Origin of the sequence: Mucilaginibacter sp. SG538B (assembly GCF_013376065.1) — a bacterium.
GTDB lineage: Bacteria > Bacteroidota > Bacteroidia > Sphingobacteriales > Sphingobacteriaceae > Mucilaginibacter > Mucilaginibacter rubeus.
On sequence record NZ_JABMJI010000001.1, the window covers coordinates 1,301,495 to 1,325,267 of the forward strand.

Sequence of the window (23,773 nt, forward strand, 5' to 3'; positions counted from 1 at the left end):
TAGTCGATAGTTCATAGACTACTACTGTTAAGTTAACTATATTCTGCAATATTAAGCCATGGACTATCGACTATGGTCCATGGCCTAAATTATTTATAATAACTCTTGCCAGGTATTAACAGATCCTGCTGCTGCGCATTGCAAACAGCGTATGAAAAACCGCTTTGTATGGCATATGCGCCATATTCACCCTTTTTATTGATAGCTAAAAAGCCAACCTGGATCTTTTTTGCTATTTCCGGCTTCTTTTTGATAATGCGGTTTACGGCTTCCTTACAGGCATCCTCGGGCGATAAACCCTGGCGCATTAATTCAACCACCAAGAAGCTGCCCACATTGCGGATCACCTCTTCGCCAACACCGGTTGATGTAGCACCGCCAACTTCATTATCTACGTAAAGGCCCGCGCCTATAATAGGACTGTCGCCAACACGGCCATGCAGTTTGAAGGCCATACCGCTGGTAGTGCATCCGCCCGAGATATTGCCTTTAGCATCAATAGCCAGCATGCCGATGGTATCGTGGTTGTATTTATTACCCGGTTTACCGCCGTTTTCGATATTCATTACAGGGCTGTACTGGGCTTTTTTAAGCCATTCCTTCCAGATCTTTTCTGTTTCGGGGGTTAACAGTTTTTCTTTTTTCATACCCTGCTCAATGGCAAACTGGGTAGCACCTTCGCCAACCAGCATTACGTGAGGGGTTTTCTCCATCACCAAACGGGCTACCGAAATAGGATGGGCTATATTCTCCATGGCAGCTACCGAGCCACAGTTGCCAAACTCGTCCATGATACATGAGTCGAGGGTTACATGTCCGTCACGATCGGGCAGGCCGGTGCGACCAACGGTATGGTTGGTAATATCTTCGGCTTCGGGAATGCGGGCGCCGGCTTCAATGGCGTCGAGCGCACGGCCCCCGGCTGATAATACTTTCCAGGCTCCTTTGTTGGCTATAATGCCAAAATCCCAGGTTGAAATTACGATAGGATAACCGCCTTCGGGCTTTGATATGACAGTTTTTGCGATGGCAGATTTAGAAAGCGCTGCAAATGAAGCACCTGCAGCAGATAATTTAATGAACTTACGGCGGTTGTACATACCGCTAATATATGAAAAACAGTTTTAAGTCGTAAGTTCTAAGTCTTCAGTCTGAAGTCGTAACTCTTGAGTTTTAAGTTAAGACCCTGTCAGGTTATAAAAATGAAGGTTTTTGACCCGCGACTTAAGACTTTCGACTTTGAAAAAAGCTATTCAAAATCCCGCTGGCAATTAAAACAATGCCAGGCTTTACGGCTATAAAACGGGAATATCATCAATAAAAATGAGATGATGGCGGTGAGCCAATGAACCCTTTTTTCGGTTGCAGAACCGTAGCGTACATTGGTTGAGCCGCAGTAAGGGCAAATCACCGCATTAAGCGTTTCGTCGTCAATTTCAATATGGTCCTGGTCGTGCAGGTCACCTTCGGCAGCTAAGATTTCACGGCAACGCTCCAGGTCGCGCTCAAATATTTTTAGTTTAATACCGCCTACAGCCTGGTTGTAAAGCGGGTTTGAACCTATGGTATTTTCATCAGCAATAAAACAGGGAATGCCATAACCCTCCAGTTTGGTGCGGATGATATGTGCAAGCATCACATCATAATAAGTTTCAAATGTTATGATCTTTTCTTCGGGTTGAACGGCCATATGTAGATAAATATTAATCAAAGGTAAATTGTTTTTTATTTAATTTGGACGCCATGAACCGCATCGACCGAATATCAGCCATTTTGATCCAACTACAATCACGCAGGGTGGTAAAGGCGGGTGATATTGCCGATAGGTTCAACATTAGCCTGCGTACGGTCTACCGCGATATTAAAACGCTTGAGGAGGCGGGCATCCCGCTCATAGGCGAGGCCGGCGTTGGCTACTCCATTATGGATGGTTACCGACTGCCCCCGGTAATGTTTACCCGCGAGGAAGCCACCGCTTTTTTAACTGCCGAAAAGTTTGTTGAAAAGCTTACAGATACCTCAACAATGGCGCAGTACCAATCGGCCATGTATAAGGTGCGGGCCATTCTTAAATCATCAGAAAAGGATGCTTTGGAAAACCTTGATGGTAGTATTGAAGTACTGAAAAGCCATAGCCAAAAGCGGGCCGGTAATGTTGATCATATCCAAACCATACTTGATTGTATCATTTGTAAGAAGATCATGAGCATTGACTACTTCGCCGCCCACTCGCAGGAAAATACCAAACGGGAAGTTGAGCCCGTGGGCGTTTTTTTCCTGGATAGTTTTTGGCACCTGATAGCTTACTGCCGCTTGCGCAGTGATTACCGCGACTTTAGGATAGACCGCATTAAAAAGCTGATGGTAACAGATAAAAGTTATATCAACAGCAAGCACCCTACGCTAAAGGATTACATTGATAAGATGGCCAGCGAAAAGCAGCTTGAACAGGTGGTGATCAAAGTTGACAAGGAGATTCACAGCTATCTTGACCATCAAAAATACTATGGCGGTTTTGTATCTGAGAAAACCGTGGGCAACAAAATTGAGATGACTTTTTTGACCATTTCATTAGAAGGTTTTGCCCGGTGGTATATGACCTTTGGCGACCGCGCTGAAATCATTAAACCAGATACACTGCTGCAGCGTGTACGGGAGATCACCGCGACCATAGCCCAAAAAATAAATTAATTTCTTTTCTTTTTTCCTGCTGACATAAGGCTGTCACCAGTGCGTTGTTACTTTGTTTCATAATGGCAGGGGCAGGGCTTTTATTGGTCGTGTTTTTGCGGGTAATTTAAACCATACACTTATGAAACATTGGATAATAGTAGTATCAAAAGATCACATTGGCCGCGGCATTTCCGGGGGATTTATTCAGGCCAATCATGGTAAACTGGCGCCGCTTAAACGTATGGAGGTTGGCGACTGGGTGGCGGTGTATTCGCCTAAACAAAAGATGAACGGCAATGAGCCTTTGCAGGCTTTTACAGCCATTGGCCAGGTGCGTGACGAGGATATTTATCAGAAGCAAATGGCTATTGATTTTATCCCATATCGCCGCAATGTAAATTACTACGAATGTGCCGAAGTACCGATAGCCCCGATGATTGACGAACTCGATTTTATTACCAACAAAAAAGCGTGGGGTTACAACTTCAGGTTTGGATTTTTTGAAGTTCCCGGCGCAGATTTTAAGAAGATAAAGGAACAAATGATCACTGCAAAACAACCACTATTAAATAAAGCTACGTTATGGAAAAATTAACAGTAAATGTGCAGGTAAAATTTAAAGCCCCGATGGCTAAAGTTTGGCAAGGCCTGACTGATCCTGCTATGGTGAAAAAATATTTTTTTGGTACCGATCTTGAATCGAGCTGGAGGGTAGGGGAGCCCATAAAATTCAGCGGGGAATGGGATGGTAAAAAGTATGAAGACCATGGAACTATATTGGACATTGATCCGGGCACATTTGTAAAATATAATTACTGGAGCAGCATGAGCGGTACCGAAGACAAGCCCGAAAACTATGCTAATATTACCTATAACCTAACCGAGAATAATGGCGAAACCGAGCTTACCATTACCCAGGATAATGTAAAAAATGAGGAAGCCAAAACGCATTCAGAGCAAAATTGGAAAGGGATTTTTGAGGGACTGAAGAAGTTGGTTGAATAATAATAATTATAAACTAATAATTTATATAATCATTATAATTAACTGTATAAAAATTAATTATATATCAATATAACAAATAGTAATAGCTCCAGGTGTGGATAAAGTAACAATAAAAGGCTTTTTTTTGGTCGGCATTTCGGTGCGCACCACCAATCAGGGTGGCCAGGCGATTAAGGACATTGCCGGGCTCTGGAACTGGTTTATGAGCGAGCACGTTTTACAGCAGGTGGTGAACCGTGTCAGCGATGATATTTATTGTGTTTACACTGATTATGAAAGCGATAAGGATGGCTTTTATACCGCAGTACTGGGTTGTAAGGTAGCTACTAAAGACAATATCCCTGAAGGGCTGATCTGCATTACTGTGCCTCCCGGAAACTATAACCGTTATATTGCCAAAGGTGCACTGCCGCAATCAGTAGGGGAAACCTGGCACCAGATCTGGACAAGTGATATCGACAGAAGATATATGGCTGATTTTGATGTGTATGGAGAAAGGTCACAAAATGCTGATAATGCCGAGGTAGAGGTTTTTGTTGGGGTGAATAACTAATCATCGTCATGCTGAACTTGTTTCAGCACCCCATCAGAAGAGCCGCCTGGAATCTTGCTTGTGAGGTGCCGAAATAAATTCGGCATGACTTTTTAGTTAAAAGAATATAGCGTTTAGACTCCAGAAAATTCTGTAATTTCTAAAATTCTATAAATTGTAATTGATATTACCTGTTAAAAGTCAATCGTTTGCCGGTTTTACCTTCAATAAGACTTCCATTCGCATATGCCAGGTTTCCCGATATCAAAGTATAAGCTACCTGCGAGCGGAAGGTATTGCCTTCAAATGGGCTCCAGTTACATTTATACAGGATATTACTTTTATTTACGTTCCAGGGTTTGTTTAAATCTACAAGTACAAGGTCGGCCCAGTAACCTTCGCGGATGAAGCCACGTTTTTCTATTTGAAAAAGGGTAGCTACGTTATGCGCCATTTTTTCTGCAATTTGCTCGAGGCTTATTTTGCCATGATGATATAGCTCAAGCATAGCGGGCAAAGCATGCTGAACCAACGGTCCGCCGGATGGTGCCTGCAGGTAAGGCTGCTCTTTTTCTTCAATAGTATGCGGGGCATGATCGGTGGCAATAACATCAATGCGGCCATCCAAAACAGCACGTAAAATACCATCACGATCTGCCTCTGTTTTTACAGCCGGGTTCCACTTAATATAGTTGCCTTTTGTTTCATAATCTGCATCGGTAAACCATAAGTGATGGATGCAGGCTTCGGCAGTAATCCGTTTATCTTTTAGTGGTGTTGTGTTGTCAAAAAGATGAGTCTCCCGCTCGGTAGAAATGTGTAAAATATGCAGGCGGGTGTTGTGTTTTTTTGCAAGCTCAATGGCCATTGATGACGACAAATAACAAGCTTCAGCACTCCTGATTTTTGGATGCATCCGCACCGGAATATTTTCACCAAGCAGTTGTTTGTAGTGTGCAAGATTGCTCTTGATGGTAGCCTCATCTTCGCAGTGCGTAGCGATCAACATTGGTGATTGTGCAAACAGTTTTTCGAGCGTGTGCGGGTCATCAACGAGCATGTTCCCGGTAGAGGATCCCATGAACACTTTGATACCACAAACCTTACTGATATCGGTGCGCAAAACCTCATCTAAATTGTTGTTAGAAGCGCCCATAAAAAATGAATAATTAGCCAGCGAATTGCGCGACGCAATCTGGTATTTATCCTCCAAAAGTTCCTGCGTTAAAGTGTTGGGAACAGTGTTGGGCATCTCCATAAATGAAGTGATGCCGCCTGCAACAGCAGCCCTCGATTCTGAATAAATATCGGCCTTATAAGTTAAGCCCGGCTCGCGGAAGTGTACCTGGTCGTCGATGCAGCCGGGCAGCAAATGCAGGCCTTCTGCGTTGATGATTTCATCGGCTTGCGCGTCAATTACCGGATCGATACGATCTATCAAACCATCTTTGATCAATACATCGGCAACGTATTGTTTATGCTCGTTAACTATGGTGGCTGCTTTTATCAGAATTGTAGACATGTGTTGATTTCGGATTTGGGAATTTCGATTTCGAATTTATTTATGATGCTTATAACAGGTCAAACTTACAAAGTTTTTGAAACTTCGTAAGTTTCAATAGCGGTGGCTATTTCTTGCTCTATCGGAAACTGTCCCAAACTTTTATAAATAGCAGTACCATTTGCCTCACTATCCTTCACGGCCCATGTTGCCATTGCGTACATTACCGGCCGCAATTCCATGCCCGATTCGCTGAGCCGGTAGGTTACGTACGGGGGCACAACAGGTTTTGATTCCCTTATGATGATACCATCAGCTTCCAGTTGTTTCAGGTGCTGGATCAGCATTTTTTCGGTAATGGTGGGAATAGATTTTTTTAGCTCGCTGTAACGCTTGCTTCCGGCTAAAAGGTGAAACAAAATGATCGGTTTCCAGTACCCGCCTATGCGTTCCATAACATAAGTTACCGGGCATTCTTTAAATGCGGCTTGTTTGTTTTCCTGTATGGTTGAGCTTTCTTTTATTGCTGTCATGGTGATACATACTTTAGGGTAAGTACTTGTAAAAAAGTAAGTACAAAAATACCTTTGCTTTCAATAAAAACAAAAACATTATGAAAATTATAGTAACAGGTTCAACAGGCAATATAAGCAAACCTTTAACACAAACTTTAACAGCCGCAGGGCATAACGTAACCGTAATCAGCAGTAACGCCGATAAGATAGCAGAGATAGAATCATTAGGGGCTAAAGCTGCAATTGGCTCGCTAACAGATGCCGATTTTTTGACCGAAACACTTACCGGAGCCGACGCGCTTTACGCCATGGTGCCGCCAAACTTTGGTGCAGAAAGCTTAAGGGCATACCAAAACGAAACCGGTAAAAGCTATGCCGAAGCCATTAAACGGTCGGGCATAAAAAAAGTAGTTGCGTTAAGCAGCATCGGGGCGCATTTGGATAACGGTGTAGGCCCTATAAAAGGCATCCATGATGTTGAGGGGATTTTGAACGGATTAGATGGTGTGGCCGTTAAGTTTATCCGTGCACCGTTCTTCTATATCAATTTTTTCAGTAACATCCCGCTTATCAAGCACCAGGGGATCCTTGGGTCAAATTATCCCGCAAATACAAGGCTGATCATGGTACACCCTAAAGATATTGCGGCAGCAGTTGCTGAAGAGTTGCAAAAAGATTTTGCAGGTAAAAGCATACGCTACATTGTAAGCGATGAGTCAACATCCGGCGGGGTTGCAGCGGTTTTAGGTGAGGCTATAGGTAATCCTAACTTGCCATGGATTGAGTTTACTGATGAACAGCTTGCAGAAGGCTTATCTCAGGCAGGTGTTCCACTTGAAATGACCCGCAATTTTGTTGAAATGGGCACTGCGGTAAAAAGCGGAAAGATCTGGGAGGATTATGATAAGCATAAGCCTGTATCGTCCGGTAAGGTGAGTTTGCAGGATTTTGCCAGGGAGTTTGCTGCGGTATATAACGGCTAATTCTTTTAATCATACTTAATTTGTTCGACTAAAATTTTACATACGAAGTTTTAAGCCGGACGCCTTCAAATCGAATTACATGAATTTCAATTTAACCTGATTGGAATCCGTGTAATTCGATTTGCCATGTTAGGAACCTGCATTTTAAGGAGATCAAGTGCTTCAAAAGCGAGAAATTAACTAAACAATAGTTTGCGTAATTGAAATATAAATAAATATCTTTGTATCTAAGATATTTAGATAGTGAGAGAAAATAATGAGGCTGATTTACTGTTACAATTCAAGGCTGCCAGCAGGCAATACTCCGATGCCTCTATTCTCATGCACGAAGCGATAGCCCGAAAAGCAGGGCTTTCCGGTACAGATCACAAGTACTTAGGACTGATACTACAGCATAAATCCATAACAGCGGGTGAAATCTCAAAGCTAACCGGGTTAACTACCGGCGCGGTAACCGGGTTGGTTGACCGCCTGGAGAAAAAGAAGCTTCTGAAAAGACAATTTACCAAAGACGACAGAAGGAAAGTAATCATTGTTCCCAACGTTGAAAACAGTATGAAGCTTTTAACACCGCTCTTTGATGAACTGCAGCAGCAAACTATCGAGCTCATTTCAACGTTCTCAGCCGGCGAAATCCAAACTATTGAACGCTATTTTACAGGGGCAACCGCGATAATGAAAACAATAGCAGATAAGTTAAATAACAAATAATAACAGTGGAAAATATAACTTCAAACTATCTGGCAAGAGCCGAAATATGGCTTTGCATCAGTACCCTTATCTACTTTTTGATGAACGGAGCACAGATATTTGAAACCTTGGTTTTTGTTCCCAAATGGACGGTTTCACCACCAGACAATTTTAAACTCCTCTTGGATGGAAAAGGTGTAAGTCTTAAAAATTTTTGGATAGGGTTCCACTCCCTTCACGAAATCACATTTATCCTTGCGCTTATTTTTTGTTGGAAAATTGACCCTGTAAAGAACTGGCTTTTAATTTTGTTTGCAGTTCACATCGCTGTCAGGGTATGGACATTGGCATTCTTTGCTCCCAATATTATAAACTTTCAAAAAATGGTCGGAGAACAGGCTCCATCAATAGATCTGATAAACCGAACTTCACTTTGGCAAACACTCAACTATATAAGGGTTGCCATTTTCATTGCCATCTCCTGCGGACTTATCCCACTGTGCATTAAACTATTTAGTATGCGCCAATAAAATCATATTAATTTCCTTTATCTCTTATCCAACAGTCTTGTCTCCTGACTCTTGACTTCCTGCTTCTATTCAATTCCTGACACCGCCATGTTTTGGGCAATTGTTCCTACTTCAACAAAAAGCTTATCTTTGCGGCATGGCAGTAACCTTTGAAGATTTTAAATTTAACCGGCAAATTTTGAACGCGATAGCCGATGCCGGTTATACCGAAGCTACGCCTATCCAGCAAAAAGCCATTCCACCGATATTGAACGGGCAGGATGTAATGGGCATAGCGCAAACGGGTACCGGTAAAACAGCGGCCTATGTGTTACCTATTATCATGAAGCTGAAATATGCTCAGGGTGAGCATGCGCGCGCGCTCATCATTTCGCCTACCCGTGAGCTGGCCATGCAGATAGAAGAGAACGTGAAAATTTTCGCCGCCAATACCGATTTACGTGTGGTGGTGCTTTATGGCGGTATCGGCCCTAAAACACAAATTGAACAGATCAACAAAGGGGTTGATATTATTGTTGCTTCTCCGGGCCGTTTCATGGATATTTACCTTGCCGGGCATATCGTAACCAAAACATTGCAGGTGCTGGTTTTGGATGAAGCTGATAAAATGATGGATATGGGCTTTATGCCCCAGATAAACCGCATATTGGAAGTGGTACCTGTGAAAAGGCAAAACCTGCTTTTTTCGGCTACGATGAGCGAGAAGGTGCACCAGCTTTCGGCTAACTTCCTGGAGTTCCCTACGGTTATTGAGGTTACCCCGCAGGCAACGCCCGCGCAAACGGTTAACCAGCATTTATACCATGTGCCTAATATCAAAACCAAAATCAACCTGCTTAAAAGGTTGCTTGATAATGAAGGCGATATTACTAAGCTGATTGTATTTTGTAAAACCCGTGCGGTGGCCGAGGATGTATTTAAATTTCTGACCCGCAAATTTGGTGAAGAAGAAGTGAAAGTGCTGCACGCCAATAAGGGGCAAAATACGCGCATCAACTCCATCAACTCATTTAAAAACGATGATGTGAAGATATTGGTGGCTACGGATGTGGCATCGCGTGGTATTGATGTGAGCGATGTAAGCCATGTCATTAATTTTGATGTACCGGTGGTGTATGAGGATTATGTACACAGGATTGGTCGTACAGGCAGGGCGCTGCAATCGGGCGAGGCCATTACTTTTGCTACACCATCCGAAGAGTATTATATCCGCAAGATTGAGAAACTCATCAAGCAAACTATTCCTGTTGAGCATGTTCCCGACGATGTGTTTATTGAGGAAACCCCTTATGAGGAACGCCAGGACCAGGCCCGGGAGATAGATATGCAAAAGCGCAAAGAAGACCCCGATTTTAAAGGGGCTTTCCACGAAAAGAAATCCCTTAACCAACGTAAAAAGTTTGATGCCAATAAAGACAAGGCCAAATATGGCTCAAAGGCTGCAAGGCAGGGTTCAGGCCGATCATCCAAAAGCAAAAAAAGACACTAAGCCCATCAATGAAATTCAGATTTACCCCCTTAAATTTTTTTACCGCTTTTTTGGTAGCGGTGGCAGCCTATGTTTTTATTTACGGGGCCGGTATGGCCGGACGTCCGCTTGAGCATTGGGGTGGCACGATAGGCTGGATCTTTTTATTGTTTGCGTTTGTGGTTTTTGTGATTGATATCATGTTCCGCAATTTTTTTATTGAAACCAAAAAAATATGGATGGTAGAGACATTTTTCATTGTTTTGGTTATAATTATATTCTTACTTGTTAAATAAATTTTGAAATGAAAACTGCTGAAATAAAGCTTACCGTTACGCTTGATGATAATAACGTTCCTGAACATATCCTTTGGGAATCAACCGACTCAACCAACAAGGAAGCGCTACCCGTAAAATCAATGATGCTTGCCCTGTGGGATCAAAGCTATAAAAATACCCTGCGCATTGACCTTTGGACAAAGGATATGCCGGTTGATGAGATGAAGCGCTTTTTTTATGAAACCCTGCAAACCATGGGAGACAGCTTTTTACGCGCTACCGGCGAAAAGAATATTGTTGAGGACCTGCGCGATTATTGCGCCCACTTTGCCGATAAGATGGAGATAACTCAAAAATAACAACCTAATATGCGCCTTAGCTCAATTTTATCATTCGCAGGGTTTGCCCTGTTATTTGTTGCAACCTATTGCCCGTTGCTGCGGGTATTCCATGTAACCAGCTGGAATATTTATAAGCTTAACCAACCTTATGGGCTGGTGCTTTTACTGGTAGCTGTTGTCGGGATCATAGTATCGTTCCTTAACCAGGCTAAAATTATGCGTGTGACTGCCTGGCTTTCGGTGGCTCTTGTAGTATTGCTGCTGGTTGCCGCTATTATGAAGGTTAATTCGGCATTTAGCTTTATTCCGTTTAAAGGTATTAACAGATTTTTAACCAGCCAGCTTAAATTTCAATGGGGGTGGTACGTAATGTTTGCCGGCCCGGTTTTGGCTTTAATTGGTGCATTAAGCGGTAAGCCAAAAACTTTTATGCCAACTACTGCAGATCCTGCTGCAAATTAATACTCCCCGGGTGTTTAAAAAAAGCTGTAACGTTTACTTTACAGCTTTTTTTAAACATATTTGTAATTCAGATTAATACGGATACCTAATGTCAAAGTTTTCCTTCCGCCAGCAGGTTTTAGCTGGCTTTGTAGTATCAATCATTCTTGTTTTTGTGGTGGGCGCTTTGTCTTTTAACAGCCTGCGCCAATTTGAAGAGGATAATGTCTTAATTGATCATACCCAGAAGGTTATTCATACATCAACAAGTTTATTGCAGGACCTGGTAGATGCCGAAACAGGCATGCGTGGCTATGGTGCTACCAATAACAAGGCATTCCTTGAACCCTATAACGCCTCTTTGCCTAAAATAGCTGATGGCCTTGCCACTTTGAAGGATTTAGTGAAGGACAATCCTGTGCAGATAAAACGTATTGATTCGATAAATAAACTGGTAAAGGAGCAATTGCTGATACTCAAAACAAACGTTGAAACACGCGGAAGCCAGGGGCTTGACTACATGGTGCAACGGGGCATGTTTTTAAATGGCAAAGAGAATATGGATCAGGTCCGTATGCTTATTGACCATATGACCAGCACTGAAGAGCGATTGCTTACCAACAGGGAGGAAAGCTCGCAGGAAGCATCTACATTTGCTAAGATTGTAATTGCATGCGGATCATTGGTCTTCCTGTTCATTATCCTGATGTTGTTCTTCTATATTCAAAAAACATTTGATCAGCAAAGGAAGACAGAAGAGGAGGTGCGTGTTGCCAATATTGAACTTGGTAAGGTACTTGCCGATAACGAAGCTAAAAACTGGCTGCTTACAGGTACCGGCCAATTGAATGAGAAGATGCAGGGCCAACAGGTTGAAAAGGAACTGTCAAATAATATTCTGTCTGAAGTTTGTACTTACACCAATGCCGCGGCAGGTACATTTTACCTGTATAACGAAGCAAACAACAGGCTTGAGCTTTATGCTTCATACGCGTTCCACAATCCTGATTTTGTTAAAAAATCGGTACAAATGACCGAAGGCTGGCTTGGCCAGGTAGCTAAGGATGGTAAAGCGGCGGTTGTAAAAGGCAAACTGAACGATAAGCTTGAGCTTTCATCGTCGGTATTAAAAACTGAACTGGCCGAATCGTTTATCATACCTTTCTTTTTTGATAAAAAGCTTAAAGGCGTAATGGAGGTTGCTTTTAATGAAGGGATCTCAAAAAATAAATCGGAATACATTTTAGCTATCGCCAATGATATTGGTATAGCTGTTAATACTTCGCAGGCGCGTACTATTATGCACGACCTGTATGAGGAAACCCAGCAGCAGGCCGAAGAGCTGGAAGCACAACAGGAAGAACTGCGGGTTACCAATGAGGAGCTTGTTCAAAAAACTGAAGAGCTGCAGGCCTCAGAAGAAGAACTCCGGGTGCAGCAGGAAGAACTGCGTACCACCAATGCCGAGCTGGAAGAAAAAGCCAGTTTGCTTGAAGAAAAAAACCAGGCCATTGAACAGGCTCGCCAGGCTATCAATCTTAAGGTTGAAGAACTGGAAACCACGGGTAAATACAAATCGGAGTTTTTGGCCAACATGAGCCATGAGCTGCGTACACCGCTTAACAGTATCCTGGTACTGGCGCGGATCCTTAAAGATAACAAGCCCGCCAACCTTTCTGAAGATCAGATCAAATATGCCAGCGTGATCTTCAACGCCGGTAATGACCTGCTTACTTTGATCAACGATATCCTCGACCTTTCCAAAATTGAATCCGGCAAGCTGGATATGCAAAATGAGGATATTAAGGTAAGCGATATTGTTGGCGATATGGAAATGCTGTTTGCCGAAGTGGCCAGCAATAAAAAAATCAATTATACAACCAGTATAGACAGGCAACTGCCGCAAACCATATTTACCGATAAGGTACGTATAGAGCAGGTGATCAAAAACCTGTTGAGCAACGCGTTTAAGTTTACTTCTGAAAACGGTTCTATCGCTATCAATGTAAAGCCGGGTGTTAAAGATAAAACCATCAGCTTTGCCATCAAAGATTCGGGTATCGGGATCCCTGCGGATAAGCAAAAAGTAATATTTGAGGCATTTCAGCAGGCCGATGGTTCAACAAGCCGTAAATATGGCGGTACCGGTTTAGGTTTATCTATAAGCCGCGAGCTTGCTTTCCTTTTGGGCGGTAGTATAACCCTGAGCAGTGAGCCGGGCATAGGCAGCGAATTTGTACTTACAGTGCCTTTTGAAGCTAAATTAACACCCGCCGCCCTAATTGAAGAGGCTTTGCCAACTGCCGAAACTTTTAAACCTGTAACAGAGTTCCTGAGCCCGGTTAAAGCTGCCCCGCGCGACCCCGGCAAAGAGCCTCTGGTTGTAATTGTTGAGGATGATAAAAACTTTGCAAACATATTGCAGGATTATGCCCGCGATCATGGGTATAAATCAATTATGGTATATGAGGGTACCCGGGCGGTTGAAATTGTGAAGGAAGCCAAACCCGACGCGGTGATCCTGGATATTATGCTGCCTGGTAAAGACGGCTGGCAGATTTTGAAGGAGTTAAAAAATGATGAGGATACGATGCACATTCCGGTCCACCTGATGTCGGCCGGGGATGCCGCGGCAAACCGCGTACGCCGGGAAGGTGCCATCAACTTCATGAAAAAACCTATCAATACCGAAACGCTGGATAAGCTTTTCGCCGATATCATGGTGCAAAGCGGCACCAGGTTTAAACAGATCCTGCTGGTTGAAGATCACAAAGCCCAAAGCCAGGCTTTGAAAGACCTTATGCAAGGCCAGGGCATCACCGTCGACCAGGCTTTTGACGGCGAATCTGCATTTAGGTTGTTGCATGAAAACGAGTACCAGTGTGTGATCCTTGACCTTAACCTGCCTGATATTTCAGGGTTGGATTTGCTGGATAAGATCAAAGAGGTTGATCGCTTTGCTTCATTGCCTGTTATCATAAATACAGCAATGGAACTTGATAAAACATCGGTTAACAGACTAATGCACTATGCCAACGCCATGGTGGTTAAAACCAATAAATCATCCGACAGGCTGATTGATGAGGTTAACCTGTTCCTGAACAAGATCAGCGAAACGGCAAATGGACAGCCACAACAGGTGTCACCTGCAGTTCCTGCAAAGCCTAAATCATTAACTAAAGGCAAAGATGCTATTAAGGGCAAAAAAGTGCTCATTGTTGATGACGATATGCGCAACATTTTTGCGCTGAGCAGCGCCCTGCAAAGCTATGACCTCAATGTAGAGATAGCTAATGACGGTGAAGAAGCCATAGCTAAACTTGAGGATATAAAGGATATTGATATAGTGCTTATGGACATCATGATGCCAAAAATGGATGGCTATGAAGCTACCAGGCATATCCGTAAGCAAAACAAATGGGCTAAATTACCCGTAATAGCATTAACTGCAAAAGCAATGAAAGACGACCGCGAAAAATGTATAGCGGCCGGCGCCAATGATTATATCACCAAGCCCGTTGATATGGACAGGCTGATTTCGCTGATGCAGCTTTGGCTTGAAAATTAGTTATGGATACAGAGCAGGGAATTATATCACATGCGCAGGTTCATGAGCTTATTGATATTGTAAGAAAGGTTCATGGCTTTGATTTTTCGGGTTATACCAAAGCTTCATTAAAACGGAGGTTAACCCGTATTATGCTGCTCAACAAGTTTGAGTTTTATGACCTTAAACATGTGCTTATTAATGACGCAGACTTTTTTCAGGGCTTTTTGGAAGAAATTACGGTTAACGTAACCGAAATGTTCCGCGATCCTTCATTCTATCGTGCGGTTAACTCACAGGTTGTTCCGTATCTTTCAACTTATCAGCACGTCAAAATCTGGAGTGCAGGCTGCTCAACGGGCGAAGAGGTTTACTCTATGGCCATATTGCTGAACGAAGCTGGTTTGGGAAAAAAGTCGTTCATATACGGTACGGATATCAATACCGAGGTTTTAAAGGAGGCCCGTAAAGGGATCTACAGTTTGCGTAATATAAAAAGCTATGCGGAAAATTATCAATACACTGATTTAAAAGGTTCAATTACAGATCATTTTACCATTTTGTACGATGCCGCGTCGATACACAATGAGTTAAAACAAAATACACTGTTTTCGGTACATAATTTAATATCTGATACCGTATTTAATGAGTTTCAGATGATAAGTTGCCGGAATGTTTTTATTTATTTTGAAACGTACCTGCAGGAACGGATCCTTGACCTGTTTTATAAAAGCCTTTGCCCGCTGGGTTATTTATGCCTTGGCAGTAAAGAAACCATCCGGTCAGATTCGTTTAAGAGTAAGTTTAAGGTGATCAACCAAAAAGAAAACATTTACCAAAAAGTTGGGACCTGATAAAAAGTTACTGGAAAGATGGCATGCCGCCCAGATCGTATTATTGGGCGGATCGGCAGGCTCGTTCAAAATTTTATTCAAGATCATAAAAGATCTTCCCGAAAAACTGGGAAAAACCGTAATTCTTATCATACACAGGAAAAAAAATTTTTTCAGCGAAATAGAAAAGCTATTTGCCGAGAACAGTCGTATGTACATGCGCGAAATTGAGGACAAGGATATTCTTAAAACGGATACTATGTATATTGCGCCGGCAAACTATCATACCTTAATTGAACGCGGCGGTTATTTTAGCCTGGATGTTTCGGAGCCGGTATGGTATTCAAAGCCATCAATTGATGTTACTTTTGAAAGCGCCGCCGAGGTTTATGGTGACAGGTGCATGGCGATATTACTTTCAGGTGCCAACCAGGATGGCGCCGAAGGCTTATTAAAATTAAAGAAAAGCGGCAGCCTTACCATAGCGCAGGAACCCGGCGACGCGGAAATGGCCGAAATGCCAAAGGCAGCTATAAATTTAGGTGCTGCCGATTATGTTTTAACACAGGATGAGATTTTTAAACTTTTACTTTCATGACAATCACCAACCCCCTAATTAATATTAAATGACCCCTGTTAATATTCTTATAGTTGATGACAGAGAAGAGAACATCATTGCTCTGGAGGCATTGCTTAAACGCGATGATATCAAAATATTTTCTACTACCTCGCCAAATGAAGCTCTTAAAATTGCCTGGGAAACCAATATTGCCATTGCTTTAGTTGACGTGCAGATGCCCGAAATGGATGGCTTTGAACTGGTGGAAATGCTCAAATCAAACCCGCGTACTAAAGATATCCTGGTTATTTTTGTTACGGCCATTTCAAAAGAAGCCAAGTATGCTGTTAAAGGCCTTGGTACCGGCGCGGTAGATTATCTTTACAAACCGCTCGATCCTTACATTACATCGGCCAAGGTGGATTCATTTGTGCAGTTGGCCCGCACCCAGGCCGAAATAAAACAAAAGAACGATGAGCTGCAGAACTATGCCATCGTTGTAAAAAACTCGGCCGATATTATCACATCGGTCGACGCGCAAAGTCTCCGCATTGACAATATCAACCCCACCGTCGAAAAGATAATGGGTTTCAGGCCTGATGAACTTATTGGTAAAAGTATTGTTGACCTGGCCATAGATGATCATAAGCCGCCGTTTCGCAAAAAATTGGGTGAGATCATTAAAGACAACCTGGGCTATGCCATTTTTGAATTTAAGTTTGAAACCTTTGATAAAAGGGTAATTTGGGTGGAGTGTCGCGCGGCATACCGCAACAAAACCATATTTATTAATATCAGCGATATATCTCCGCAAAAAAGCTACCAGGAGCAGCTCATCAAATCGAAAGAAAACGCGGAGTACAGCAAAAAGGTGAAAGAAACCTTTTTGGCCAATATGAGCCATGAGCTGCGTACTCCGGTTAATGGCATAATAGGTATCACTTCGCTTTTGCGTAAAACAGATCTTACCGATCAGCAAGTGGGTATGCTTGATTTGCTTGATACCTCCTCAAAATCGTTATTGGGTGTGATCAATGATGTACTTGATATCTCAAAAATTGAGGCAGGTAAGTTCAGTATCATCCGCACCGCCAATAATGTTTATGAGATTGTAAACTCGGTTTTTAACCTGCTTAAGTTTAAAGCCGATGAGAATAACATTGAGTTTTTGCTGGATATTGAAGATGAAGTACCTGAATACCTTATGGTAGATTCATTACGCCTGAACCAGATATTGATGAACCTGCTGAGCAACGCCCTTAAGTTTACCGAAAGGGGCTATGTAAAGCTGAAGATTACCGTACTTCAAAAACACAATGATAAGGTAAAGCTGAAATTCAGTGTTGAAGATACAGGCATTGGGATCCCGGCCGACAGGCTTAACAGGATCTTTGATTCATTTGAACAGGCCGAAGAAGATACCGTAAGCAAATACGGTGGTACCGGGCTTGGTTTAACCATAGTGAAAAAGTTGGCTGAGCTAAAGGGAGGCGAACTTACCGTAAGCAGCCAGGTAGGCAGGGGCAGTACTTTCAACTTTGTATGCTGGTATACCATCAGTATTAAACCCAAAACTAAGGTAACTGCCAAAACTGATAAAATATTGCCGCCGTTTAATAATGTACGGGTGCTGGTGGCTGAAGATAACATGGTTAACCAGTTTATGCTCTCCAAAATATTAAAGGACTGGAATGTAGAGGTGGAGATGGTTGATAACGGGCGTAAGGTTATTGAAAGGCTTACCAATAAAGACTATGACATTGTTTTAATGGATACACATATGCCCGAAATGAACGGTTACCAGGCAGCTAAAACAATCAGGGTTAATTTTGAGGAGCCTAAACGGAGTATTCCAATCATATCACTATCGGCAGCAAGTTATGACCATGAGCAGCAGGAGGCATTATCGGCAGGGATGAACGATGTGCTTTCAAAGCCGTTCCTGCCTTATCAGCTGCATGAAAAAATGTCGAGGTTATTGAAGGTGGGAGTTTAAAACTCCAGCCTGGTTTGCCCAACGCCCATTACCTTTGCCTCATGCTCAAGCAGCCATTTTTTGCGCCATATGCCGCCCGCGTAGCCGGTTAAGCTGCCATTTGACCCTATTACCCGGTGGCAGGGCACTACAACCCATAGGTTGTTACGGCCGTTGGCAGATGCTATTGCCCTTATAGCCAAAGGATTGTTCATTTGGTTTGACTGCTGGGCGTAAGTAATGGTTGTTCCATAAGGGATCTGGATCAACTCGTCCCAAACCTGTTGTTGAAACTCGCTGCCTTCCTGCTTTATAGGAAAGGTAAATTGCTTCCTTGTACCAGCAAAGTACTCATTTAACTCATCAATAGCAGCTTGCAGCAACGGGGTAGGAGCAGGTTCAATGTCATATTCCTCATCCCTTATCGATACTGATGCTATAAAGCCATCTTCTTCAGTAATGCGGGCAATGCCAACAGGCGTGCGGAAATAAGCTACAGACATGGTAATTGGTATGTTATATTCAAAATTAAGCTAATTTTTTTAGCTTGTCAAATGCCCTTACTCACTCGCAGGTAATTATTACATTTGCGGTGATGAAACTTGTTAATGAAACCTGGTGCCTGCTAAAAAAGGAAGTTTTGCTGGAGTGGCGGTCTAAATATGCTTTTAATGGCGTTTTGCTGTACGTGGTTTCAACGGTTTTTGTTTGTTATATCTCCCTCAACTTAAACCCAGGCTTTTCTAACAGCAGCGGTTACCCCATAGTTTGGAATGTGTTGTTCTGGATCATTATGCTGTTTGCATCGGTAAATGCCATAGCCAAAAGCTTTATGCAGGAAAGTAAAAGCAGGTTGCTATATTATTACTCCATTGCCAGTCCGCAGGCAATCATCCTGTCAAAAACAATCTATAATATTTTGCTGATGGCTTTGTTAAGCACATTGGCTTTAGTGGTATTTAAAGTGTTTTTCCCTAATACCCTCGGTGACCCGCTGTATTACTTTCTTGCCGTATTGCTGGGGAGCATTAGCTTTTCTACGGTGTTTACCATGATCTCGGCCATTGCATCAAAGGCCGGTAATAACGGTACCCTCATGGCTATATTAAGCTTCCCGGTTATTATCCCTGTTATACTGGTGCTTATTAAGTTGAGCAAGAGCGCTATGGATGGGGTAGACCGGAGTTTCTTTTACGGCAACATAGGCGTTTTGTGCGCTATCAATGCTATTGTAATAGCTACTGCTTTACTGCTTTTCCCATACCTGTGGCGCGATTAATTGCCCCATTATCATCTGACCGGTATTCATTCTGAATTTTTTCCGATCCCGTTTCATGCTGACATTTTTGGACGAGCATGCTTTGCATGGCCGCCAACGGTAAATTTTTGCCCTCTTATCGGCATTTTTTTTCTAATGTTATTTTAATTTGGATTAAGTCTAAATTAATATTTACTTTGTTGCCAACTTAACCAAACAACAATGCATGCTAAAACCCTTACTTTAGTCATTTTCTCCTTTCTTGTTTCGGACACGGTACTGGCACAGCAGCCCAATACCTCAACTGCCGAAGATTCACTTAATAACAATACCGTTAAGAGTTCGCTTTTATCAAATACTACCATTGGTGGTTACGGTAACGCTTTTTACCAGTACAATAACAATCAAAAAACTGCCAAAGTTGATTTGGAGCGCTTTGTGTTGTTTGTTGGCCACAAGTTCAGCGATAAGATCTCTTTCTTTTCCGAAACCGAACTGGAAGACGCTAAAGTAAACGGCGGCGAACCCGGAGGGGAGATCACCATTGAGCAGGCCTACCTGAAATTTAACTTAAATCCTAACCAATACATAGTTGCCGGTTTGTTTTTGCCGAGGATAGGTATCCTTAACGAAAACCACCTGCCAACCACCTTTAACGGTAACGAGCGTAACTATGTAGAAATCCTGGTGATTCCTGCCACATGGCGCGAATTGGGTGTTGGCTTTTATGGTCGCTTAAATAACTTACCTATCAATTATTCGGTTGGGTTGATGAATGGTTTAAGCGCCGGCGGCTTTACCCATGGTACAGGTATTGTTGATGGCAGATTTGAAGGTCGTAATGCAACCGGTACAAACCTTGCAGTTACCGGTGCGCTTCAGTATTACCAAAGCGGGTTTAAGGCCCAATTATCCGGTTATTACGGTGGCACCGTAGGTATCCGTAAAACAGAGGCTGATAGTCTTGGTTTAAACTCTGGCGTTTTTGGTACTCCGGTTGCTATGGGCGAGGGGGATATCCAGTATAACGGGCAAGGCTTTTCGGTAAAAGTATTGGGTACTATACTTTCTATTAAAGATGCCGATAAGATCAACAAGGCATACGCCAGCAACACACCCAAAACAGCTTACGGTGCTTATGCCGAAATAGGTTACGATTTGCTTTATCGCAGCAATTACGGCAAAGCAAACGCACCACAGCTGATTGTTTTTGTGCGCGATGAAAAACTCGACCTGAATGCCAGCATCCCTTCAAACGGAATAACCGATCAAACGCTGAATAAAAACTTTATTGTGGCCGGCCTTACTTACCTGCCGCTCCGTAACGTAGTGGTTAAAGGCGATATCAGGCTGGCACATTCAGGCGTGCAAAACCCGGAGCTGATCATTAACCCAAGTCCGGTTGCGTTGCCATACCAAACCAATAATACTTTGATAAACCTGGGTGTTGGATATTCATTTTAAACTTAAACAACATGGATAGAAGAGAATTTGTAAGGCAGTCATGCTCATTATGCCTTGCTGCTGGTGCCGGTATGCTGGTGGGCTCCTTATCGGGCTGTGCTACCTTGCCTGTTTATAAAGCAGCAGTAGCCAATAACACCGTAACTGTACCCGAAACGTTGTTCGGCACAACCAATTTTCAATTGATCCAGCCCAAAAACCAGTATTACAATATCGGTTTAAAAAAAGAGGCTAACGGCACTTATACCGCTTTGCTGTTAAAATGTACCCATGCCGATAACCAGCTTACTCCTGTTGGTAATAACGGTTACAAGTGCGATTTGCATGGCAGCACTTTTAATAACGAAGGCCAGGTAACTGCGGGTCCTGCTGAGCGTCCGCTTAAGAAATACACAACAGAAGTACTATCGAATCAAATTATAATTCATTTAACTTAATCTTTTACCATGAAAAACACTTTACTTGGCCTGTCATGCATAGCTGCTGTTGCCCTTAGCAGCTGCGGAAAAGACAAAACATCAGTTCAAAACACAACGGTTGATGAGCAGGAAGTAATAACCCAGTTTGTTAATGTTGTAGGTAATCCTAACTATGTTGATATTCAGGCAAAGGCAACTTTGTTAAATACATCAATAACTACGTTTTTAACAACGCCCACTGATGCTAATTTGACTGCTGCCCGTACAGCCTGGAAAAATACCCGTCAACCATGGGAACAGGCTGAAGGCTTTTTGTTTGGTCCGGTTGAGGACGATAATTATGACCCAACTATGGACAGCTGGCCTTTGAACAGGACTGACGTTGACGCTTTAATAGGAAGTTCAGATGTTATAACATTGTCTTATGTAGATGGGCTGGATGGTTTCTCAAAAGGCTTCCATGGCATTGAGTATATTATTTTTGGCCCGGGTGGTACAAGAAAAGCCGCCGATATCACAGCCCGCCAAAAAGATTATCTGAAGTTTACTTCTCAAAGTTTATTAAATACTACTACTGCGCTTATGAATAGCTGGGCAGCTTCGGGTGATAACTATGCAGCCAAAATCACTACAGCCGGAAATGGAAGTACAGCCTTTAAAACGCGCAAAGAACTGTTTACTACCATTGCTACTCAAATGGCCGCCATTTGTGAAGAAGTGGGTACAGGTAAAATGGCCGAGCCCTTCACCGAAAGGGATTCGACTAAAGATGAGTCATCATACTCGCATAATACCACTACCGATTTCATAAATAATATACAAGGCGTACTTAATGTATATACTGCCACTTATAATGGTGCCAAAGGCACAACAAGCTTAAGCGCTTTGGTTGCTTCAAAAAACCTGGCTTTAGATACTAAGATCAAAACACAAATACAAACTGCACTATCAGCGATGGCTTTGATAACCCCAACTTTTGAAAAAGCTATTTATGATAACCGTGACAAAATTTCAAATAGCCAAACTGCCCTGGCAACCCTGCAAGCCACACTTGAAGGCGATTTGGTCACTTTTATACAAACTAATATTAAGGACTAATTTTTAAAGTGAAGAAATTAAGCGTAATAGGCGCGTTGGTGCTTTTGGTGTTGCTGCTGGCAAAATGCCAGAAAGCAGCCCAGTTCCCTGCAGATAAATATGACGAGCGTTTATCAGGAGGCGATGCCACTGTGTTTGATATTACCTCGCACTCGTTTGGCAATATGTTTCCCGGACTTTCGGGCTATGATGCAGAGGTTCACGGCTTAGGTGATGCAGCATTCAGCAAGATCTTTGTTACTGCGCCTGCACCTATTAACCCGGGGTTGGGAACTATTTTCAATAACAATTCCTGCATTTCGTGCCACCATAATGATGGGATCGGCCTGCCAACTGCCGGCGAATCAAATTCGTCGCTGTTAATGCGGATCAGCATTCCCGGTACTGACGAACATGGTGGACCGCTTGCCGCGCCGGGTTACGGTTTACAATTGCAGGATAAAGCCGTTTTTGGAAAAACGCCTGAGTGTAAGGTTAATATTACATACAACGATGTGACATATAACTTTCCTGATGGCGAAGCGTATGCCTTACGTACGCCTACTTATACACTAAGTAATTTGTATACGGCTCTGTCGGCCGGATATATGTTGTCACCGCGCCTGGCACCGCCAATGTATGGTTTAGGATTGCTGGAAGCAATACCTGAAAGTACCATTGTTGCCATGGCCGATCCTAACGATGCCAACGGCGATGGCATAAAGGGGCATGCAAACTATGTTTGGGATGTGGCAACGCAATCGCGCAAATTAGGCCGTTTTGGATGGAAAGCCAATACTGCATCTATACTTACCCAGGTAGCAGCTGCTTATAACCAGGATATTGGTATCACTAATAAGATATTCCCGGTTGAAAACTCTTTTGGCCAGTCGCAATATGACGGATTGAAGGATGATCCGGAATTGGCAGATAGTACACTAAATGCCGTAAGGTTTTATGTGGCTACACTTGCAGTGCCGGCGCGTCGTGATGTTACGGATGCTACTAATAAAAGGGGGGAGCTGTTATTTAAACAAGGAAAATGTGAAAGCTGTCATCGCCAAACCCTTACAACCGGGGTAAATGTAGCTTTTAAACCTTTGTCAAACCAGGTTATCCATCCTTATACAGACATGCTGGTGCATGACATGGGCACTGGCCTTGCCGATAACCGCCCCGACTTTTTAGCCGGAGGGCAGGAGTGGCGTACAGCTCCGCTTTGGGGCCTGGGATTGTTTGAAAAGGTCAATTATCCGGGCTATTACCTTCATGATGGCCGTGCACGGAGTATTACCGAAGCCATTATGTGGCATGGCGGTGAAGCGGAATCATCAAAAGTTTTCTTCAGTACGTTATCTAAAGTTGATAGGGACGCGATGCTAAGCTTTTTAAAGAGCTTATAATTTATTTCCTGATGAAATTGAAAGCGATATGGAGTAATTCATGCCGCTTTTTTGTTTGATAAAGCCCTATTTAAATCCATGTCATTGCGAGTGCAGCGTGGCAATCGCATGCTATACAGGGCGGACATGCTTCCGTGCGGTTGCCACGCTGCGCTCGCGAAATGACATGGTTTTTGTTTGTTTTTCCATGCAGCTTTTATCTTCCCAACACCTGTGGTTAAAAACAATCGCAATAAAAGTTCTATAAATTCTCTAATTCAATAAATTCGAGTTCAGACAAA

25 protein-coding genes are annotated in these 23,773 nt (G+C 42.9%); 20 read left to right on the forward strand and 5 right to left on the reverse strand.

Annotated elements, in window-relative coordinates; genetic code table 11:
• Window positions 1–89: 89 nt before the first annotated feature.
• Entirely contained in the window at window positions 90–1,100 is a 1,011-nt protein-coding gene (locus FHW88_RS05225) for a N(4)-(beta-N-acetylglucosaminyl)-L-asparaginase (protein ID WP_176623677.1), read from the reverse strand.
• Window positions 1,101–1,249: 149 nt separating this feature from the next.
• Window positions 1,250–1,690, reverse strand: a complete 441-nt coding sequence (locus tag FHW88_RS05230) for a DUF2007 domain-containing protein (RefSeq protein WP_090524347.1) — start codon at window positions 1,688–1,690, stop codon at window positions 1,250–1,252.
• 53 nt (window positions 1,691–1,743) lie between these two features.
• Here FHW88_RS05230 and FHW88_RS05235 point away from each other — a divergent pair, with 53 nt between their 5' ends.
• The 4 genes from FHW88_RS05235 (at window position 1,744) to FHW88_RS05250 (ending at window position 4,231) form a co-directional block, all read left to right on the forward strand.
• Window positions 1,744–2,691 carry a helix-turn-helix transcriptional regulator gene (locus FHW88_RS05235; RefSeq protein ID WP_090524349.1) on the forward strand — a complete coding sequence of 316 codons (948 nt, stop codon included), beginning with the start codon at window positions 1,744–1,746 and terminating at the stop codon, window positions 2,689–2,691.
• A 121-nt stretch (window positions 2,692–2,812) separates the two neighbouring features.
• Window positions 2,813–3,268 (forward strand): EVE domain-containing protein, encoded by a 456-nt coding sequence (locus FHW88_RS05240; RefSeq protein ID WP_090524351.1) that lies wholly within the window; start codon window positions 2,813–2,815, stop codon window positions 3,266–3,268.
• Window positions 3,256–3,678: an SRPBCC family protein gene (locus tag FHW88_RS05245; protein WP_176623679.1), complete on the forward strand. Its 423-nt coding sequence runs from the start codon at window positions 3,256–3,258 to the stop codon at window positions 3,676–3,678. Before FHW88_RS05240 ends, FHW88_RS05245 begins: the two co-directional genes overlap by 13 nt.
• Window positions 3,679–3,772: 94 nt before the next feature.
• Window positions 3,773–4,231: a GyrI-like domain-containing protein gene (locus FHW88_RS05250; RefSeq protein ID WP_176623681.1), complete on the forward strand. Its 459-nt coding sequence runs from the start codon at window positions 3,773–3,775 to the stop codon at window positions 4,229–4,231.
• A gap of 166 nt (window positions 4,232–4,397) precedes the next feature.
• On the opposite strand, the gene FHW88_RS05255 is transcribed toward FHW88_RS05250, so the two are convergent.
• Window positions 4,398–5,732, reverse strand: a complete 1,335-nt coding sequence (locus FHW88_RS05255; RefSeq protein WP_176623683.1) for a dihydroorotase — start codon at window positions 5,730–5,732, stop codon at window positions 4,398–4,400.
• A 65-nt stretch (window positions 5,733–5,797) separates the two neighbouring features.
• Window positions 5,798–6,244, reverse strand: coding sequence for a winged helix-turn-helix transcriptional regulator (locus FHW88_RS05260; protein ID WP_176623685.1), 447 nt, complete (start codon window positions 6,242–6,244; stop codon window positions 5,798–5,800).
• An 80-nt stretch (window positions 6,245–6,324) separates the two neighbouring features.
• Between FHW88_RS05260 and FHW88_RS05265 the strand changes: the two genes are divergently transcribed.
• The 11 genes from FHW88_RS05265 to FHW88_RS05315 all read left to right on the forward strand — a co-directional run bounded on the left by FHW88_RS05265 (window position 6,325) and on the right by FHW88_RS05315 (window position 17,892).
• Entirely contained in the window at window positions 6,325–7,209 is an 885-nt protein-coding gene (locus FHW88_RS05265; protein ID WP_176623687.1) for an NAD(P)H-binding protein, read from the forward strand.
• 243 nt (window positions 7,210–7,452) lie between these two features.
• Window positions 7,453–7,920: a MarR family winged helix-turn-helix transcriptional regulator gene (locus FHW88_RS05270; protein ID WP_274989384.1), complete on the forward strand. Its 468-nt coding sequence runs from the start codon at window positions 7,453–7,455 to the stop codon at window positions 7,918–7,920.
• A 5-nt stretch (window positions 7,921–7,925) separates the two neighbouring features.
• The gene (locus FHW88_RS05275; protein ID WP_176623689.1) at window positions 7,926–8,429 is read left to right on the forward strand and encodes a transposase; all 504 of its coding nucleotides are present in this window, start codon (window positions 7,926–7,928) and stop codon (window positions 8,427–8,429) included.
• A gap of 136 nt (window positions 8,430–8,565) precedes the next feature.
• The gene (locus FHW88_RS05280) at window positions 8,566–9,918 is read left to right on the forward strand and encodes a DEAD/DEAH box helicase (protein ID WP_176623691.1); all 1,353 of its coding nucleotides are present in this window, start codon (window positions 8,566–8,568) and stop codon (window positions 9,916–9,918) included.
• 8 nt (window positions 9,919–9,926) lie between these two features.
• A complete protein-coding gene (locus FHW88_RS05285) occupies window positions 9,927–10,193 on the forward strand; it encodes a hypothetical protein (RefSeq protein WP_090524369.1) in 267 nt (88 codons plus the stop codon).
• Window positions 10,194–10,201: 8 nt separating this feature from the next.
• Window positions 10,202–10,534, forward strand: a complete 333-nt coding sequence (gene gldC / locus FHW88_RS05290; RefSeq protein ID WP_090524371.1) for a gliding motility protein GldC — start codon at window positions 10,202–10,204, stop codon at window positions 10,532–10,534.
• A 9-nt stretch (window positions 10,535–10,543) separates the two neighbouring features.
• Window positions 10,544–10,978, forward strand: a complete 435-nt coding sequence (locus FHW88_RS05295) for a hypothetical protein (protein WP_176623693.1) — start codon at window positions 10,544–10,546, stop codon at window positions 10,976–10,978.
• Between the two features lie 88 nt (window positions 10,979–11,066).
• The gene (locus FHW88_RS05300; RefSeq protein ID WP_176623695.1) at window positions 11,067–14,525 is read left to right on the forward strand and encodes a response regulator; all 3,459 of its coding nucleotides are present in this window, start codon (window positions 11,067–11,069) and stop codon (window positions 14,523–14,525) included.
• A 2-nt stretch (window positions 14,526–14,527) separates the two neighbouring features.
• Window positions 14,528–15,358, forward strand: coding sequence for a CheR family methyltransferase (locus tag FHW88_RS05305; protein ID WP_176623697.1), 831 nt, complete (start codon window positions 14,528–14,530; stop codon window positions 15,356–15,358).
• Window positions 15,348–15,935 carry a chemotaxis protein CheB gene (locus tag FHW88_RS05310; protein ID WP_176623699.1) on the forward strand — a complete coding sequence of 196 codons (588 nt, stop codon included), beginning with the start codon at window positions 15,348–15,350 and terminating at the stop codon, window positions 15,933–15,935. The genes FHW88_RS05305 and FHW88_RS05310 overlap by 11 nt, the downstream gene beginning before the upstream one ends.
• A gap of 28 nt (window positions 15,936–15,963) precedes the next feature.
• Window positions 15,964–17,892, forward strand: a complete 1,929-nt coding sequence (locus FHW88_RS05315) for a response regulator (RefSeq protein WP_176623700.1) — start codon at window positions 15,964–15,966, stop codon at window positions 17,890–17,892.
• Here FHW88_RS05315 and FHW88_RS05320 read toward each other — a convergent pair.
• Window positions 17,889–18,374 carry a methylated-DNA--[protein]-cysteine S-methyltransferase gene (locus FHW88_RS05320; protein WP_090524381.1) on the reverse strand — a complete coding sequence of 162 codons (486 nt, stop codon included), beginning with the start codon at window positions 18,372–18,374 and terminating at the stop codon, window positions 17,889–17,891. The genes FHW88_RS05315 and FHW88_RS05320 overlap by 4 nt on opposite strands.
• Before the next feature lie 92 nt (window positions 18,375–18,466).
• Here FHW88_RS05320 and FHW88_RS05325 point away from each other — a divergent pair, with 92 nt between their 5' ends.
• The 5 genes from FHW88_RS05325 (at window position 18,467) to FHW88_RS05345 (ending at window position 23,492) form a co-directional block, all read left to right on the forward strand.
• A complete protein-coding gene (locus tag FHW88_RS05325; protein ID WP_176623702.1) occupies window positions 18,467–19,150 on the forward strand; it encodes a heme exporter protein CcmB in 684 nt (227 codons plus the stop codon).
• A 201-nt stretch (window positions 19,151–19,351) separates the two neighbouring features.
• Window positions 19,352–20,593, forward strand: coding sequence for a hypothetical protein (locus FHW88_RS05330; protein WP_090524384.1), 1,242 nt, complete (start codon window positions 19,352–19,354; stop codon window positions 20,591–20,593).
• An 11-nt stretch (window positions 20,594–20,604) separates the two neighbouring features.
• Window positions 20,605–21,030 (forward strand): ubiquinol-cytochrome c reductase iron-sulfur subunit, encoded by a 426-nt coding sequence (locus tag FHW88_RS05335; protein WP_090524386.1) that lies wholly within the window; start codon window positions 20,605–20,607, stop codon window positions 21,028–21,030.
• A 9-nt stretch (window positions 21,031–21,039) separates the two neighbouring features.
• Entirely contained in the window at window positions 21,040–22,110 is a 1,071-nt protein-coding gene (locus tag FHW88_RS05340) for an imelysin family protein (protein WP_090524388.1), read from the forward strand.
• A gap of 8 nt (window positions 22,111–22,118) precedes the next feature.
• Complete coding sequence (locus FHW88_RS05345; protein WP_176623704.1) at window positions 22,119–23,492, forward strand: di-heme oxidoredictase family protein; 1,374 nt, start codon at window positions 22,119–22,121, stop codon at window positions 23,490–23,492.
• The last annotated feature ends 281 nt before the right edge of the window (window positions 23,493–23,773 follow it).